The sequence below is a fragment of the Streptomyces sp. NPDC048481 genome, assembly GCF_043200075.1.
Taxonomy (GTDB): Bacteria; Actinomycetota; Actinomycetes; order Streptomycetales; family Streptomycetaceae; genus Streptomyces.
The window spans coordinates 181,343-197,564 of the sequence record NZ_JBICXC010000010.1 but is presented as its reverse complement, the minus strand read 5'-3'; the positions used below and the strand labels follow the sequence as shown (position 1 = coordinate 197,564).

Below are 16,222 nucleotides of genomic sequence, written 5' to 3'. Positions count from 1 at the left end.
GGTGCGGCGGGTACTGTGGGGGCAGCGGGGTCAGCCGCGCAGGGCCGACGCGAAAAGGCCCGGAAGCTTGGCGACGGAGGGTGCCGCCGTGAAGCGGGTCAGCCGCTCGACGGTCGTCAGGGCGGTGCGGTTGGTCACGAAGTACGGAGGCCGCGGCGCCAGCGACGGCGAACCGGTGAACAGGCCGCGGGGAGCGGGGGCGAACGGTGATCGGATCACCGACTTCTCGACGTCCTCCAGCAGGTACGCGTTGTGCACGAACCCGATGCCGCTGCCGATCTCCTGCCGGGTGTGGCCGGGGTAGGCGCCCCAGGGCGTGTAGCCGAGCAGGAAGCCGATCGCACACCAGACGTTGACGCCGACGGTGCCGTAGCGCAGAGCCTCGACCGCCGAGTCCACGGCGACGCGGTGGGCGCGCTCGGTCTCGGGGTCGACGATGAGCGTGACGCCCAGGGTGCCGGGCAGCTTGTCGTTGGCGAAGTCCACGGCCTCGCGGAGGAACGCCTCCGCGTCGGATCCCGGAAGCCGGACGACGCCGAGCGCGCTGCCGAAGACCTCGTCGCAGAGCAGTACGTCGTCCTCGACGGTGATATCGGGGACGAGCACCCGGCACGCCCCGTCACCGAGCACCTCGGCCTCCGGATGGGCGGCCAGGACCGCGTCCAGCCTGCCCGCCGCGCCCGGGTAGTAGTCGGCGCGCGGCGGAAGTTCGCGCAGCACCCGGCGGATCTCGCCGAGCAGCCGGTCGCTGCCGTCCCAGTCGCGGGGCAGGATCAGGATCTGGCTCGCGACGCAATTGTGCCCGGAGTTGTTCATCTTGCTGGTGACGATGTGCTCGGCCTGGTAGCGGAAGGCGGCGGCGCTCCAGTCGCCCGGCGCGACGATGCACGGGGTCACCCCGCCCAGTTCGCTGCTGAAGGGCTTGTCGTTGCGGGGGGTGTCGGTACGGCGTCGCTCGGCGGCCCGCTCGTCCGTACCCCATACGATCGCGTCGTGCGTCCGCTCGCTGCCGGTGACATGGATGACGTCGACATGCTCGTGCCCGGCGAGATGGGCGCCCACGTCGGCGCCTCCGTCGACGAAGCGCACCCAGCCCCGGTCGACGAACTCGCTGAACACCTGCTCGAAATGCGGCCGGAGGTAGTCGTTGACCGGGTTCATCTTGGCGATGACCGTCTGTCCCTCGGCGTAGAGCTTGTACAGGATGTCGAGCGGGGTGATGGCCGCGACGTTCCCGGCGCCGAGGACCAGCGCGACGGCGGGGCGGCCGGCACGTCCCCGGTACTCCCCGGCAGCCCGGTCGAGGACCTGCCGCGCGGTGGTGCCGGGCGTCGTCCACACCTGCGCCGTGGTCCCGTTCTGGAGCAGCGCGTCCCACCCGGTGGCGGGGAAGACGTCCACGACGGCCCGCCCGCCGCGCTCGCGCACGGCGCCCGGATCGACGGGGGGCTTGCCCGCGGCGATCCGTCGCAGTACGTGCCGGTGGGCGCTGACTCCCTGGACGAGGGCCCAGGGAGCGCCGATCCAGTCCTCGGCGGCCCACGGGGAGTCGGGGACGTATCCCTTGGCGACGGCGGCGTCCGCGGCCATCCGCGCGGCGCGCGCGACGATCCGCGGCAGCATCCGCTCCAGCAGCGCGATCCGTTCGGCGAGTGGCGTGGCCGTCCAGGTCTCGGCGCCCGCGCGCAGATCGGCGACGGCGCGGTCCAAGAGCGCGGAGTCGAGGGCGGCGGGAACAGAGGCGGGGGCGTGGGGCATCGTCAGTCAGCTCCTGGTCGGGGGCGGGACATGGGGAGTACGGATCAGGCGCGCAGCCGGGCCCGGTCGCGGGCCGGGTCGACGAGCGTGGCGGAGAGCAGCCCACCGACGAGCAGCATCGCGCCGGTCACGATCACGGCGTTCTGATAGCCGCCCGGACCCTGCTGGTCGACCATCACACCGACGATGGCCGGCGCGACCAGCCCGGCCGTGGTGACCACGGCGTTCATGACGCCGAGGGCCCCGCCTGCCCGGGCGGGAGGGGCCAGTTCGGAGACGGTGGTGGTCGCGACGGCGGCATACGAACCGGCCAGGCCCATCCCGACCGCCAGCAGCGCGGTCTTCGTGCCGGTGCCGTCCACCAGGGGCACGCCGAGGCAGGCGAGCGCGCCCAGGCCGAGCGCAGCGCCGCCGACCGCGCCGCGCGCCCATCGGGTGCTGACGCCGCGCCGCATCAGCCGTCCGGTGACTCCGGCCTGCGTCAGCAGGACGACCGCGCCCATCACCCACGGGAGGACCACCAGGCGGCCGGCCGCGGAGGAGGAGTAGCCGAGTCCGTTGCGCAGGTAGGAGGGCAGCCACACCAGCATCAGCGCCACGGCCCAGTAGGAGGTGAAGTACGCGGCGGTGACGGCGAGCCAGGTGGGAGTGGCGAAGATGCGCCGGTACGCGACCCGCTCGCCGGCCGTTTCGAGTGCGGTGGTTCCGGTGCGGACCGCGGCGGCGTCGCCGCGGTCGGGTGCGTCAGCGGTCCGGTGCGTTCCGGTTTCGCCGAGGAAGTGCCAGACCGCCGCCCACACCAGGCCGACGGCGGCGAGCGCCCACAGTGCGGTGCGCCAGTGGTGGTTGTCGATGATCCACGTGAGACCGGGGGCCGCCGTGATCACGCCGAGGGTGATGCCGAGGGTGACCAGGGCGCCGGGCAGATTCCGCAGGTGGTCGGGGAACCAGCTGAACGTGGTGTGCTGGGCGACAGGAAAGGCGGGACCCTCCGCGGCGCCGAGCACGATCCGGGAGCCGACCAGCACCGCGAGCCCGCCGCCGATGGCGGGCGGCACCTGTGCCACCGACCAGAGCAGGGCCATGATCAGGAGCACCGTGGTGGGCCGCACCTTGTCGGCGAACACGCCCACCACGACGGCGGAGAGCGAGAAGAGCAGGAAGAAGGCGCTGTTGGCGAGGCCGAACTCGGTTGCGCTGAGTTCCAGATCGGCGCGGATCTCGTCGGCCGCCAGGCCCAGCACGGACTTGTCCGCAAAGTTGATCATCATGAAGACGACGAGCAGGCCGGTGACGGTCCAGGCGCGGGACCTGGTGCTGCGGTCTGCCGAGGTGGGATCGCCGAGCGGCCTCGACGTGGTGTCAGCGGCGGTCACGGATCCTCCGGATGGGTGCGGCCGGCGTCATTGCCGGGCGGGGAGGGCGGGAAGGGCGGGGGAAAGAAGAGTGACGAGGACGAAGAGGAAGGGATGCCAGGGCCTGACCGGGCCTGGGTCAGAACCAGGGTCAGGCCCGGGAACGCCGGGTTTCAGGAAAGAGGGACGCCCGCGATCGCGACGCGCTCCATGACCCGCCGCCGCGGGTAGTAGTCGTTGATCGCGTAGTGCTGGGTGGCGATGTTGTCCCAGATGGCGATCGAGTCGGCCTCCCAGTGGAAGCGGACCTGGTATTCGGGGATACGGGCCTGAAGCACCAGCTCGTCCACCAGCTCGCGGCTCTCGGCGTCCGACAGACCGACGATGCGGGTGGTGAAGGGCTCGTTGACGTAGAGCGTCCTGCGGCCGCTGCGCGGGTGGCGCACGGCGACCGGGTGTTCGACCTGTGGCCAGTTCTTGCGGAAGGCCGCCTTCTGCGCGTCGTTCATCAGCGCGCCCCAGCTGGGCTCCCAGTCGTGGACCGCGGTGAGGCCCTCGATCCGCTCCTTCAGCTTCTCGGGCAGGTTGTCGTACGCGGCGCCCATGTCGGCCCACATCGTGTCGCCGCCCGCGGCGGGCACCTCGACGGCGCGGAGCACCGAGCCGAGGGCCGGGTTGACCATGAAGGAGTGGTCACTGTGCCAGATGTTCTTGTTGCCCTGGGCCTGGGCGTCCTTGGCGAGCCGGGAGACGCCGACGCGCTCGGTGCCGGGGAAGAAGGGGTTGGGCTCGGGCGGCCCCCAGAGCCCGGCCAGCGCGAGCTGGTGTTCGGCGGTGAAGCCCGTCTGACCGCGGAAGAAGACGACCTTCCACTCCAGGAGTGCCTGCCGCAGCTCCTCGGCGAGGTCGTCCCCGATCGCCTGGGTGAGGTCGACGCCACCGAGGACGGCGCCGAAGTGCGGGGTGAGGGGAGTGATGTCGAGGAGCTCGTACCCGGTCTCCGGAGTCCCCGGCGATGTGCGGTCGAGGACTCGTACCCCGTAGTGCATCAAGGGCTTGTCGAGGACGGGCTTGGGGTTGGCGACGGTGGCGTTCATGGTCCCTCCGAACGGCGTGAAGAATCGTTACCGGGAGTATCGATATATGGAGACGCCATGGCAAGGGTGTACGGCCATAAATTCAAAACTGCCGGTAACGAATACCCGTCCTGAGTGGATGCCGCCGACGAACGCGGAGGGCCGTAGGCGTGGGGAGAACCCTTGCGCGCGTGGGAAGCCCCGTCAGCCCGGAGCGCCGACGGCGCGGCCGATGAGGTCGACCACCGAGTCGACCAGCCGCTCGTCGGGCATACGCTGCTCGGCGACCATCCGGAAGACCAGCGAGGCCGCCACCAGCGTCACCGCCGCGTCGACGTCGATCCCGGATCGCAGCTCGCCACGCGCGATTCCGCGCTCGACGATGTGCCGCATCTCCCCGGTGACGCGTGCGGTGTACTCCCCGTAGGCGCCACGCTCGGAGCCCGGGTCGGCCGCGGCCGCCATCACGCCCGCGAGCAGCCTGTCGACCCCCGGCTGCCGGTACGCCTCCATACGCGCCATGAGGACCGCCCGCAGTTCGGCGCGGAAGTCCCCCATGTCCGGGACGGCCAGCGGACCGACCCTCGACTCGGCGGCGGCGATGACGAGGTCCTGCTTGGTGGGCCAACGTCGGTACATCGAGGGCTTGCTGACCCCGGCGCGGGTGGCCACGGCGTCCATGGTGACCGCGCCCATGCCCTGCTCGGCCACCAGCGCGACCACGGCGTCCAGGACCGCGCGGGTCACCCGCTCTTCGCGCGGCCGCCCAGGACCGCGCCCGTTGCCCTGCCCCGCCTGCTCGTCGACCATGCACCGACCCTACGGGGCGACGACGGCCATGCGACACCGTCCGTGCCCGGGAGCCGACGACGACTCCGGCCCGCGCATCGCGTCGGCGTCCCGTCTCCGGCGTGGGCCCGAGCGTCCGCCGGGCACCTCCCGACCGCCGGCGAGGCCCTGGACCGGCTGACAATTCTGCGGGCGCACTTCGGGGCCGCCGGTGGCCGGATCATGCCGCGCACCCACCACAAGATCGTCCAGGACCCGGAAGGCCTCGCGGTGGCTGTTCAGACCTGCTGTTCGAATGTCAGGGCCTCATATCGGCGCGTGGCGAGGTCCTCGCGGGTGCCGACAACGAGGGTCTGCGTGTAGACGTCGAGGTCGATCGACTGTCCGTGGATCTGTGCAAGGAGGACGAGGCCGCCCGCATCCGGTGGTGACTGCCAGGGGGTGGAGTGACCGCCGAGCTGGACGGCGACCGCGTGGGAGGCGCCGCCTGCTGCCGCACTGCGCACGGCGTCCTCGAAGTCGTCCAGGATGTCGTCGCGGTCCGCTCGACTGTCGAGGAACGCGCTGGTGGCCGGGGCGTCACGCCAGTCGGGTGAGAAAGACCGTCCCGGCAGCGGATACAGATCATCCGGTTGGTAGACCCTGACCTGCTCCGGTTCCCCGTTGAGCTCGTACGCCGCCGAGCGTTGTGTGGTCCGCGCGCCGGCGGGAACGTGGAGTACCACCGACGACTCCGGTTCGTACTCGATCGCGGTGAAGAACAACAGGCTCCCGTCGGACGGCAGCTCGATGTCCAGGGCTGCGCGAGGGAGCGCTGCGCAATCGACGGTCAGCACCAGGGGGTTGCGCCCATCGGGCCAGTCGACACCGTCCGGCAAGCAAGGGAGGCCCCCCGTGCGCGCGGCGGGACGAGCCTCGTGCTGCTGGGCGGGCGTCAGGCTGTCGAAGGGGACCAGGTAGAGGCACGGCCGGGAACCGGCGAGCAGCTCCTGCGCCACCGGGCCGGGAACGCCGTGCGTCTCGGCCGTCCTCAGAACGAGCTCTTCCACGATCGGAGTGGACATGACCTCGATCATGCCAGGACCCACTGACACCGGCCGACTCCAGTTCCCTTCGCAAACGGGAGGCCCCCACCCGGGCCGGGTCGGCCGTCCCGGGCTGTCCACGCCCGCGGAGCGTTTCTCCGCACTTGCGGACCGATCCGCCCACCCCCCTTCCGTCGTTGCGAGCCCCGGCTCGTGGTCCGCAAGGGGCCGTCGTGACCGACCCGGCCGGCCCGCGCGTCACTTCGACCGGGTCAACTCCGCCTGCACGCCGTAGTGGTCGGACAGGTAGGCCCGGCGGCCGTCGCCCAGGGTCACCTCGTCCTGGAAGACGAAGTCGGCGCTGCCGGTCAGTGTCTCCCCGGCTGCGGGTCGGATCAGTACGTGGTCGAGGGCCGGCGGTGACGGCCACCGAGGGGTGGGCCGGTAGGTCGGACGCCTGTCGCCGGCGAGGACGTCGCTCAGCCCGGCAGCGGCGATGAAGTCGATGAGCGCCGCTGAGTCGCGCGGGAGGTTCAGGTCACCGACCATGGTGACGGGCAGGGATGGGTCGATGGCCTTGATCAGCGTGGCGAGCCGGGCCAGTTCGCCGGCCGCGATGCGGGTGTACCGGTTCGTGGGCGACCAGTCGTCGTCGCGGTTGGCCGACAAGTGGGTGTTCACGACAGCCAGTTCGCCCACTGGAGTGGCGACGGACGCCACCTGGGCGCCCTTGCGCATGAGGAGTTCGCCGCGTACCGGACCTGTCGTCGGGTAGCGCACGAAACGGTATCGGCTGATCGGCCACCGGGACAGCAGCACCAAGCCGCCTTGGAGCAGGACCGTGCCCGAGCAGGCGACGTACCGGTAGCCGGGAGCGGCGCGGCGGAGCAGCCGGACGTGGCGGCGGTACATGACCTCCTGCAGGCAGACGATGTCGTAGGCGGACCGATCGAGGGCCGCTCCGAGCGCACGTAGCCGGGCCGGGACATCGCCGGTGTAGAGGGTGTTCAAGGTCAGCAGTCGTATGGCCTTCACAACGTGTCGCTTTCTGTCCGGCGCCCGCCGAGCCGCGGGGAGCGGCTCACCGGCAGGTGGCAGGTGGCAGGTGAATGACGAATTCTGAACCGGGGTTTCGCGCTTTGGCGGCGCCCCCTCGGACTTCCCGGCGGGCGTCCGTGCCGCCCTGGTCGACAAGGCCCGCATTCCCACTTGGCGAGGTGCGTCGCTCGGCGGAGCTCAGCTGGCGTGCTGAGCATGTCCGCAGTGAGCAGGACATCGGCTTCCCCGCGGAGACCAGGAGGGTCGCGCGTCAAGGAAAGGGGAACGCACGGCTCGTGCAGACCGCTTTGGCGCTGCCGGGAGACATCCGGCCGTAATTGATGCATGCGTGCCTGACGCGTCCGTGCGGACTCGGGATCTCATCAGCCACGGCGACAGCACGACACCATTGGCGCGGTCGCGCGCGTTCTGGACCAAGTGGTGGCGGGGAACGACCTTGACCAGGCCGGAACGGAGGGGCTGTTGCCGGGCGCGTGTCAGTAGCTGCCGGGCGCCATGGAGACCACGACCTTGCCGGCCTTGGTGTGGCCCTGCTCGACGTGCGCCATCGCCTCGAGGGTCTGGTCGAAGGGGAAGGTGCTGTCGATGACCGGGCGTAGCTTCCCGCTGTCGTAGAGGGCAGCGAGTTTGCGCAGCTGTGAGCCGTTGGCCTGCATGAAGAGGAACTGGTAGCGCACGCCCAGCGCCTTGGCCCGCTTGCGGATCTTGCGGCTGAGGGTGTTCATGACCAGTCCGAGGACGGATGGGGCGCCGAGCTGCTTGGCCAACCCGGCGTCCGGCGGGCCGACGACGCTGATGGCCAGGCCGCCGGGCTTCAGCACGGTCAGCGACTTCTCCAGGTTCGCCCCGCCCAGGGAGTCCAGCACCAGGTCGTAGCCGGAGAGCACCTTTGAGAAGTCTTCCTTGGTGTAGTCGACGACGACGTCGGCCCCAAGGCTCCTGACCAACTCCTCGGACCTGGTGTTCGCGGTCGTCGCCACCGTGGCGCCGAGGTGCTTGGCGAGCTGGACGACCGTCGACCCGAGGCCGCCGGCCCCGGCGTGGACGAGCACTTTCTGCCCCGGCTTCACGTGCGCGCGTTCGACGAGTATCTGCCAGGCGGTCAGGGCCACCAGGGGCACCGCGGCCGCTTCCTCCAGGGAGAGTGAGGCCGGCTTGGGGGCGGCATCGTCCGCGTCGATCGCGATGAACTCCGCGAAGCCTCCCACCCGCAGGTCGCGCGGACGGGCGTAGACCTCGTCGCCGACCTCGAAGCCGCGTACGGCGGTACCGACCCGCGTCACGACGCCCGAAACGTCGTGGCCGAGCACGAACGGACGCTTGTACTTCAGGAGCCGCTTGAAATCTCCGTCGCGGACCATCTTGTCCAGCGGGTTGATGCTGGCGGCGCTCACCCTGACCAGGACGTCGCGGTCCCCGACGGTGGGCTCGGGTACCTCTGCGGCGCGGACCCCGTCCTTGCCGTACTTCTCGACGACGAATGCCTTCATGCCGGCCGCCTCTCTGCGCGGGTGTTTCGGTGGCTGATGCGATTCCTCGGGCGTGTGTGTCCCTCTGCGCGCCGTTTCTCGCGTGCGGCCGAGTTGCTGTGCTGGTCACGACGCTACTGGCTGAGTATAAGAAAGTAAACTCAAGTGAGGTTAGAATCACCTCCATGGATGCGACGAGCGAACCTCCGCAGGACGCCGGGGTGGACCCCCGTCTCGACCGGGACACATCGAACTGCTCGATCGCCCGGACCCTTGAGGTCGTGGGCGAGAAGTGGACGATCCTGATCCTGCGCGAGGTCTGGTACGGCTCGTCCCGCTTCAGTGAGTTCGAACGCGTCCTCGGCTGTCCTCGCAACCTCCTCGCGGCGCGACTCCGGATGCTTGTAGAGGAAGGGATCCTGGCCACCGAGACTTACAAGGAGCCGGGCTCGCGGAGCCGGCTGAAGTACGTGATCACGCCCAAGGGTGGGGATCTGGTCCCGGCCGTGATGGGGCTCCTTCAGTGGGGCGACCGCTACCGCGCCGACCCGGAGGGCCCGGCCATGCTGTCCCGGCACCGTGGTTGCGGCGCGCACGTCGACGCCCAGGTCCGCTGCGACCGGGGTCACGCCGTGCAGCCGGAAGACATTGAGAGCATCCCCGGCCCCGCTTTTCGTCTGAGGCCCGCAGACTGAACTGAGCGCGGGCGCGCCGCTCGTCGACGGGTCAGTACCCGGCCCCCTGTACGCCACCCCAGCCGGTCCATGGATCCCCTTCGTGAAGCCGGCATGAGGGTCGGCCGGAATGGCTGCCCAGTCGTAGGAGGTAGGGGTCTGCCGGGCCGAGCTAGGGCTGTGACCGGACACATTCACCGGGTTGTTCGTCGTTACTGACTTCGGCTCGTCAGGGTGCGCGCCGCTTCACGATCGGAGGCCTGGCTGCGCCGGGAGCTGCCGCTGTTTGTGCGCTGGGCGGCGCTCGCGCCCCGCCTGCTCGCCGGCGTCGCCCCGCCACGCGGCGGTTCGGCGCCGGGGCGCGGTGCGGGCCGTCAGTGTGATCCGCCGAGAGAATGTGCGCGGGGATGTCGATCCATGCAGGCTCTGTACGACGCAGGAGTGAGGCGACGACATCTGCACGAGAGGTGAAGAGCATGCCCAGGGTCCGCGTACACAATGTCACGATCTCCCTCGACGGCTTCGCGGCCGGCACGAATCAGCGACTGGACGCCCCGTTCGGCGACCGCGTCGGCTGGGGTGACGACCTGCACAGCTGGTTCGTCTCCGCGGCGGAGGACTCCGCCGCGGGGAAGGCCGGAATCGATGCGGACTACTTCGCCCGCGGCGAGCGGAACATCGGTGCCACGATCATGGGGCGGAACATGTTCGGCCCGCAGCGCGGGCCGTGGCAGGACGAGTCCTGGAAGGGCTGGTGGGGCGACAACCCGCCCTACCACCACAACGTCTTCGTCCACACCCACCATCCCCGCCCGACGCTGGAAATGGCCGGCGCAACGACCTTCCACTTCACCGACGAGCCGCTGGAGGCGGTGCTCCAGCGCGCGTTCGACGCCGCGGGCGGCAAAGACGTCCGGATCGGCGGCGGCGCGGCGATCATCCGGCAGTATCTGCGCGCCGGGCTGATCGACGAGCTCCACCTGGCCATCGCGCCCTTGCTCATCGGGCGCGGGGAGCGGCTGCTCGACGATCTGGGTGACGGGATCGACGGCTACCGGGTGTCCGAGCTGGTCAGCTCGCCGACCGTCACCCACGCGGTTCTGGTCCGCCGCTGACGTGCGGGACCGGGTTTCACCGGGGTGGGTGTGCTGCCGCGCCCGCCTCGGTGGTTCGACGTCGTGGTCCTGACCCTCGTCACTGTTCGGCGGGCAATCGGCCGGCATCGTCGGGGTACAGGCTCAGTCGGTGTGCGGCGGCTGGTACCCGTCGGTGCAACCGTCGGCGGCTCCCTGCGCGAGCACGTTTTGAAAGGCGCCGCCATCCGGAAGATCTTGCTGCAACCAGGCAGTCTCGTTTGGATCTTGCGAGGCTTGTCATACTTCCCGAGTGGAGATGCAAGCCGAGGAGGCAGCGCGGTGTTGGCTGGCTGATCAGGGTGTCAGCCAGGTGCGCGACGGGTGGGTGAGCCGAGAAGCCGGACGTGTTGCTCACCGCCAACCAGGTAGCGCACTCCTGGGCCGGTGATGTGTTCGCCGAAGACCTGGATGCAGCCGACCAGGTGAGGTTGGCTTTCGGACTGCTGGACCTCCTCGACGACTACTGGGTCACGTGCGAGATCCGGTTCGCGAACGAAGGTGCGGAGGGTCCGCTGCCGGCCGACGTGCTGTGGGACCGCTACCGTCAACGGCTGGAGGCGGACCGGGAGGCCGAGGCCGTCACCTACTCGCTGTGGGTGGACTGGTTCGAGGACCACGCCACGTCCGCGACGGCCTTCGCCGAGGTTCTCGGTAACGACATCGACCGGGCGGTGACCGAAGCAGTCGGAAGCCCTGCTCCGCCGAGCCCGTCGTGTTCTGGAGTGTTCGGGACCGGTGCGCTGGACCGTGAAGGAGCTGACCTACCGCACCGCCATGCGTCTTCCTGCCCTGCACTCAGCCCTCTTCCGCGGCCTCCTGGCGAGTTTCCACGACGTCTACGGCGACCTGGAGCCTGCTGCCGCACTGACCTTCCTCGGCTCGCTGGATCTCCCCGCGGACACCCAGTACCTTGCCGAACTGCGCCGCGTACTTGCTGCCGGGCACAAGAACCACTACCGCAGCCCTGGCGCCTGGGACGAGGCGCTTCGCTCCTGCTCCTGATCCGTTGGCCTTGCAGGCGGACCAGAGGAAGCTGCCAGCGACGTAGAGTCCGGCCAGGCAGATGGCTGCGGTCTCCTCGTTGCGGGTGGCGACGCCTCGCCCCTGCTTCAGGCGGTCGATGCAGGGCTCGACGGTGTTGTGCTGCTCGTACGTCTCGCGGTCGAAGGTGGGTGGCCCACCGCCCTGGCGGCTGCGCCGCAGCCTGTGGCCGCGTTGACTGGCCGGAACGGGGATGACCGCCGGGATTCCGCGCTTGCGCAGGTGCTCGCGGATCGCGCGCGAAGCGTACGACTTGTCGGCCAGGACCACGTCCGGCCTGGTACGGGGACGTCCTGGCCGCCGAGGGACACGGATGCGGGCCGTGACGCGAGCGAAGACGGGCGCGTCACCGGCCTGTCCGGCGGTGCGCACGAAGGCCGGCGGCCGACAGGGGGCATCAGAGAAGAGGGCCGCGATGGTTTTCACCCGTAAAAGTAGCGTCGTGCATACTTTTGCAGGCGAGGTACGGCGTTTGGGCTGGGCCGCACTGACCAGGGGACTGCAGACATGGGCACCGGTACACCGGCCACCGGGACTTTCGGCGCGCTTCTTCATGCTCTGCGGACGAGTGCCGGGCTGAGCCAGGAAGGGCTGGCGCACGCTGCGGGAGTGAGCGTGCGGGCGCTTTCGGACATGGAGCGTGGACGCTCCCGGGGGCCGCAACGCCGCACCGTGGAGGCGTTGTCCGCAGCCTTGGGCCTGGACGCGGCTGGTGCCCGGGAGTTGGAGCACACCGCGAGCCTGGGTCGTACCCGCCGGGCCCCCGTGACGGACGTTGCGTCACCTGCGGCCGTGCCGGATGCCGTTGCGCGGACCGGAGCGCCCGATCTGCTGCCGCGCGCGCCGCGTGGTTTTCACGGGCGGGCGGCGGAGCTCGCGGTTCTGTCCCGGACCGCTGCGGGCGAGGCGCCCGTCTGCCTGGTCATCGGGCCCGCCGGGGTGGGGAAGACGGCCCTCGTGCTGCATTGGGCCCACCACGGCCGTGCCGGATTTCCGGGCGGGCAGCTCTACGCCGACCTGCGCGGCTTCGCAGAAACGGACGAGCCGGCCCTCATCGAGGTGCTGCGCGAGTTCCTGCTGGCACTCGGCGTGCCGCACGGTCGGATACCGGAGTCCGTGAACGCCGCGGCGGCGCTGTTCCGTTCGCTCGCCGCCGACCGCCGGCTCCTTGTCGTCCTCGACAACGCGCGGGACTCCGAGCAGGTCAGGCCGCTCCTGCCGGGGGGTCGGCGCTGCGTCACCGTCGTCACGAGCAGACACCGGCTGTCCGGGTTGATCGTCACCGACACGGCCAGGCCCATTGCGGTGGACGTGCTCGGGCCGCACGACGGCACGATGCTCCTCGCCGGTGTACTGGGCGCGCAACGGATACGCGCGGAGCCGGTGGCCGCCCGACGGCTGGCCGAGCTGTGCGGCGGACTGCCCCTGGCGCTGCGGGTGACAGCTGCCCGGCTGGCGCAACGGCCCGGCTGGTCGCTGGCCGCGATGGCCGCCGAACTGTCGGACGAGACGCGCCGGCTGAGCCTGCTGGACGTGGAGGACACCGGCGTACGAGCGGCACTGCGTGTGACGCTGCAACAGCTCCCGGAGGACGTCTCCCGACTGTTCGCCCATCTCGGCTGTCACCCCGGTACGCACGTCGACCGGTATGCGGCGGCGGCCCTGGCGGCCACGGACCCGGCATCCGCCGAGACCGCCCTGGAGCGGCTGGCCGTCGCGCACCTCGTCACGGAGACGGCGTCCGGACGATGGACGATGCACGATCTCGTGCAGCTCTACGCGCGCAGCCTGGACCCCGGGCCGGATGCACTCAAGCGTGTGCTCGACCACTACGTCGCCACGGCGCTCGCGGCCGTGGCGGCGGCCGAGCCCGGCAACGAGGACTGCTTCCCGCTGCCGGACGACTACCAGCCGCCCTCCGCCGTGCGGGAGTTCGGCGACCGGTCCGCCGCCGTTGCCTGGTACGCAGCCGAAAGGGACGACCTCACGCGGGCGGTGGCCGCAGCACACGCCGCCGGACTGCACGGCAGGACCTGGCGGATCGTCCTGGCGATGTGGCCGCTGATCGTGTGGCGTGTGCGTGACGGCTGGGTCCCGCTACTGGAGACCGCGCTCGTGGCGGCAGAGGCCGACGACGATCAGCACGGCGAGTCACGGGTGCTGAACGTGCTCGGCTGGGTGCTGATCGAGGAAGGGCGCATCACGGAGGCACTGACCCGTTTGCGGGTGGCCTCCACGCTTGCCTCCCGGGCAGATGACGCGGTGGCCGAGGCGAACGCCCTGATCGTTCTCGCCGTGGCACAAGCGGCGCTCGGCGGCCTGGACGAGGCCGCGCAGGGGTGTGAGCGGGCGGTGGAGCTGGCGCGCAAGGCCTGTGACCGGACCATGGAGAGACTGGCCATGCAGCACCTCGCCCGCCATTGGACCGACGCGGGGAAGTGGCGCAGGGCCCTCGACACGGCGAACGAGGCCTTGGCCTTCGACGACCGATCGGGCACGGCCGACGTACCCCGGATTCTGCTTCTCATGGTGAGGGGCGAGGCGCTGCTGGGGCTCGGGAACGAGGCCGAGGGCATTGGACAACTCGACCTGGCGGCCAGGGAAGCGGAGTCGTCTGGCTACGACGACGGCGCGGTACGGGCGCTCGGCGCGCTGCTGCGGATCTCGGCAGATGAAGGGCTCCGATCACGATACGACGCGGCGGTCGCGCGACTCACGACGCGGACGTGAAGCCGAGGCGCAGGGCGAAGAAGGGAGAGGTGAACGCAGACCTCTCTGAACCAAGGTCCGGTCTCTGAGTGAGGGACCGACCCTCGCACTCCGTTCATGGCGAGGGGCCCATTGCGCTTGCGCTTCTGGGGCTGTCCGCTGTCAGCCTCTCTTGTTATCGTCCCCGCCGTGACTTCAGCCGATCATGTGCTCGACCTGATCCGGAGCGACCCGGGTGTTTCCAACCTTCTTGAACGCGCCTTCGACTTCGACATCTCGCGCGGTGATCACGGGGGGGACATCCGCCTGTCCTCGGGCGTTCCGATGACGGGTTTCGCTGGCGATGCCGCTGGTGGGACGTACTTCCTGTGCGGCGAGCCCGGCGGCCGGCAGTCCGTGGTGTATGCCGGCTCCGAGGGGCAGGCCGGCCTGATGGCTGACGACCTGACAGCGGCCTTGGAGATCATCATTGGTCTTGCCTGCTGGCACGACTGTCTGAAGTTCTCGGGTGGCGGCGATGTTGAGGCCATGCAGATTGCGGCAGGGCACCTCGAACGGGACCTTGCGGAGTACGAGCCCGACATTGATGAGCATCGCGCCCGTCTGGCCGACGCCTTGTCTCTCGACTTGACGTCCACGGCAGAACTGGTCTCAAAGCTCCGGGAAGCAGTGGTGAGAACCGCGCCCGATCATGTGCTGCTCGGCGACGAAGGAGAGGACGACGCCTACGAGTCACTGTTCGGAACCTTCCTGCCGAACGACAATCCGGGCTGGCGCTGACCCGCAACGTCATGCATCGCCTCAGCCCTGCTCAGTCGTCTGCGCCTGCCCCGGACGAGCGGCCGCGTCGCTGTAAGGAGGCTTGCTGACGATCAACAAGCCGACCAGAGAGGGCAGCGTCTCGAGCCGCTCGGGCCTCACGTCGTCGGGGATCCGGCGCGCAGGACGCCGAGGCGGTCGGTGCCGTCGAGGACCGGAGTCCGGTCGCCTTTGCAGTACGGCGAAACCACTCCGGGCGATCCTCCATCCCACGAAAACCAGGAGGCTCTGCGGCCGTCCGTGTTCCGCCGGTCCGCCGGCGCGCGCGGGCGCGCGGACGGACCAGGGCCGCCGGGGAGCCCCACGGCCAGAGCGGTCGCGACTGGCACGGGACCTTCCGTCGTGCCGGCAGCGGGCATCGCCGGCCGGTACCGCGGACCGGGCGCTCACGGGGCGGTGGACTCAGCGCAGCCGGCGCGCGCGCAGTACCAGATCGTCGGTGTGGTGCGCCCCGGCCCCGCCGTCGGGTACCACCCGTGGGCGTTGTTCGTCCACCTCCACCTCCCAGTCGTCGTCGAGCAGGTCGCTGACCATCGCAGGCCAGACATAGTCCGCCGGGTCGAAGCCGCTGTCGTGAGGCTGCCGGGCGTCCATCCCCGCGTGGTGGACGAGCAGCAGCGTGCCGCCGGGCGCGACGGCGCCGAGCAGCGCCCGCTCCGCCGCTGCGTCGGGGGTCCGCAGCAGAGCCGGATACTGTGCGGAGACGAGGTCGAACGAGGCCGGCGGCAGCTCCGCCGCGGTGAGTGCGGCGTGGATCCAACGCACGGTGAGGCAGGCGTCGCGCGCGTGCCCCGCCGCCCGCTCCAGTGCCACGCCCGATACCTCGAGCCCGGTCACGTCCCAGCCGCCGCGCGCGAGCCATAGGGCGTCCGCCCCCTCCCCGCATCCGACGTCGAGCGCCCGTCCGGGCCTGAGCCCGGCGACCTCGGCCACGAGCGCGCCGTTGGGGCGGCCGCTCCACAACTGATGCCGGTCGGCGTAGCGGTTGTCCCACTCGGTGCGTACCTCCGGGTCTCCGAGGTATCCGTCGGCCGGCGGGGATGCTTCGGAAGCGGGCGGTCCCGCTGCAATGTCGTCGGTCACGGATCCACCGTCGCCCACGAGGCGTGGCAGTGCCACACTTGTTGCCGATCCGGCAAAAGCAACGGGCCGGCCACCGGCGCGTGGCACGGAGGCGGCTCCCGGCGTATCGCGGCCATGCGCTCCGGCAGCATCGGGATGCGGCGCCGGTCGTGCTGCTGGGCGCCGCGCGCGGGGGGCCCTTGTCGATCACCGCGCTCAGGCGCGGGCGATCAGGCGGTCGGCGAGGCCG

At 70.5% G+C, this 16,222-nt stretch carries 13 protein-coding genes and 2 pseudogenes; 6 read left to right on the top strand and 9 right to left on the bottom strand.

Translation table 11 applies throughout. The features are described 5' to 3' along the window. Window positions 1-30: 30 nt before the first annotated feature. From ACGFSH_RS27185 to ACGFSH_RS27155, 7 genes are all read right to left on the bottom strand, one after another. Window positions 31-1,758, bottom strand: a complete 1,728-nt coding sequence (locus ACGFSH_RS27185; protein WP_393353153.1) for an aldehyde dehydrogenase family protein — start codon at window positions 1,756-1,758, stop codon at window positions 31-33. Between the two features lie 44 nt (window positions 1,759-1,802). Next, on the bottom strand, window positions 1,803-3,134 hold the full coding sequence (locus tag ACGFSH_RS27180; protein WP_393353151.1) for an MFS transporter: 1,332 nt from the start codon (window positions 3,132-3,134) through the stop codon (window positions 1,803-1,805). Between the two features lie 152 nt (window positions 3,135-3,286). Beyond that, window positions 3,287-4,210, bottom strand: a complete 924-nt coding sequence (locus ACGFSH_RS27175) for a TauD/TfdA dioxygenase family protein (RefSeq protein ID WP_393353149.1) — start codon at window positions 4,208-4,210, stop codon at window positions 3,287-3,289. Between the two features lie 183 nt (window positions 4,211-4,393). Next, window positions 4,394-4,999 (bottom strand): TetR/AcrR family transcriptional regulator, encoded by a 606-nt coding sequence (locus ACGFSH_RS27170; protein ID WP_393353147.1) that lies wholly within the window; start codon window positions 4,997-4,999, stop codon window positions 4,394-4,396. Between the two features lie 257 nt (window positions 5,000-5,256). Beyond that, on the bottom strand, window positions 5,257-6,042 hold the full coding sequence (locus ACGFSH_RS27165; RefSeq protein WP_393353145.1) for a DUF1963 domain-containing protein: 786 nt from the start codon (window positions 6,040-6,042) through the stop codon (window positions 5,257-5,259). 219 nt (window positions 6,043-6,261) lie between these two features. After that, entirely contained in the window at window positions 6,262-7,038 is a 777-nt protein-coding gene (locus ACGFSH_RS27160) for an endonuclease/exonuclease/phosphatase family protein (protein WP_393353143.1), read from the bottom strand. Between the two features lie 500 nt (window positions 7,039-7,538). Beyond that, window positions 7,539-8,552: an NADP-dependent oxidoreductase gene (locus ACGFSH_RS27155; RefSeq protein ID WP_393353141.1), complete on the bottom strand. Its 1,014-nt coding sequence runs from the start codon at window positions 8,550-8,552 to the stop codon at window positions 7,539-7,541. Between the two features lie 200 nt (window positions 8,553-8,752). Between ACGFSH_RS27155 and ACGFSH_RS27150 the strand changes: the two genes are divergently transcribed. From ACGFSH_RS27150 to ACGFSH_RS27140, 3 genes are all read left to right on the top strand, one after another. Beyond that, on the top strand, window positions 8,753-9,226 hold the full coding sequence (locus tag ACGFSH_RS27150; protein WP_393353286.1) for a winged helix-turn-helix transcriptional regulator: 474 nt from the start codon (window positions 8,753-8,755) through the stop codon (window positions 9,224-9,226). A 455-nt stretch (window positions 9,227-9,681) separates the two neighbouring features. Then, on the top strand, window positions 9,682-10,320 hold the full coding sequence (locus ACGFSH_RS27145) for a dihydrofolate reductase family protein (RefSeq protein WP_393353140.1): 639 nt from the start codon (window positions 9,682-9,684) through the stop codon (window positions 10,318-10,320). A gap of 756 nt (window positions 10,321-11,076) precedes the next feature. Beyond that, a complete protein-coding gene (locus tag ACGFSH_RS27140) occupies window positions 11,077-11,343 on the top strand; it encodes a hypothetical protein (RefSeq protein WP_393353298.1) in 267 nt (88 codons plus the stop codon). A gap of 80 nt (window positions 11,344-11,423) precedes the next feature. On the opposite strand, the pseudogene ACGFSH_RS27135 reads toward ACGFSH_RS27140, so the two are convergent. Continuing rightward, window positions 11,424-11,775: pseudogene (locus tag ACGFSH_RS27135) on the bottom strand (transposase); the annotation flags it as partial. 114 nt (window positions 11,776-11,889) lie between these two features. Here ACGFSH_RS27135 and ACGFSH_RS27130 point away from each other — a divergent pair. The 3 genes and pseudogenes from ACGFSH_RS27130 to ACGFSH_RS27120 all read left to right on the top strand — a co-directional run. Further along, window positions 11,890-12,048 (top strand): annotated as a pseudogene (locus tag ACGFSH_RS27130) (helix-turn-helix domain-containing protein); the annotation flags it as partial. Window positions 12,049-12,174: 126 nt separating this feature from the next. Then, window positions 12,175-14,112: an NB-ARC domain-containing protein gene (locus tag ACGFSH_RS27125; protein ID WP_393353285.1), complete on the top strand. Its 1,938-nt coding sequence runs from the start codon at window positions 12,175-12,177 to the stop codon at window positions 14,110-14,112. Window positions 14,113-14,280: 168 nt separating this feature from the next. Further along, window positions 14,281-14,871 (top strand): hypothetical protein, encoded by a 591-nt coding sequence (locus ACGFSH_RS27120; protein ID WP_393353139.1) that lies wholly within the window; start codon window positions 14,281-14,283, stop codon window positions 14,869-14,871. Window positions 14,872-15,312: 441 nt separating this feature from the next. On the opposite strand, the gene ACGFSH_RS27115 is transcribed toward ACGFSH_RS27120, so the two are convergent. Beyond that, entirely contained in the window at window positions 15,313-15,993 is a 681-nt protein-coding gene (locus ACGFSH_RS27115) for a class I SAM-dependent methyltransferase (RefSeq protein WP_393353138.1), read from the bottom strand. Window positions 15,994-16,222: the final 229 nt, after the last annotated feature.

Excerpts from the sequence above, each read along its gene's own strand:
- ACGFSH_RS27185 (WP_393353153.1), bottom strand. The coding sequence starts at position 1,758 with ATGCCCCACGCCCCCGCCTCTGTTCCCGCCGCCCTCGACTCCGCGCTC.
- ACGFSH_RS27175 (WP_393353149.1), bottom strand. The coding sequence starts at position 4,210 with ATGAACGCCACCGTCGCCAACCCCAAGCCCGTCCTCGACAAGCCCTTG.
- ACGFSH_RS27170 (WP_393353147.1), bottom strand. The coding sequence starts at position 4,999 with ATGGTCGACGAGCAGGCGGGGCAGGGCAACGGGCGCGGTCCTGGGCGG.
- ACGFSH_RS27165 (WP_393353145.1), bottom strand. The coding sequence starts at position 6,042 with ATGTCCACTCCGATCGTGGAAGAGCTCGTTCTGAGGACGGCCGAGACG.
- ACGFSH_RS27155 (WP_393353141.1), bottom strand. The coding sequence starts at position 8,552 with ATGAAGGCATTCGTCGTCGAGAAGTACGGCAAGGACGGGGTCCGCGCC.
- ACGFSH_RS27145 (WP_393353140.1), top strand. The coding sequence starts at position 9,682 with ATGCCCAGGGTCCGCGTACACAATGTCACGATCTCCCTCGACGGCTTC.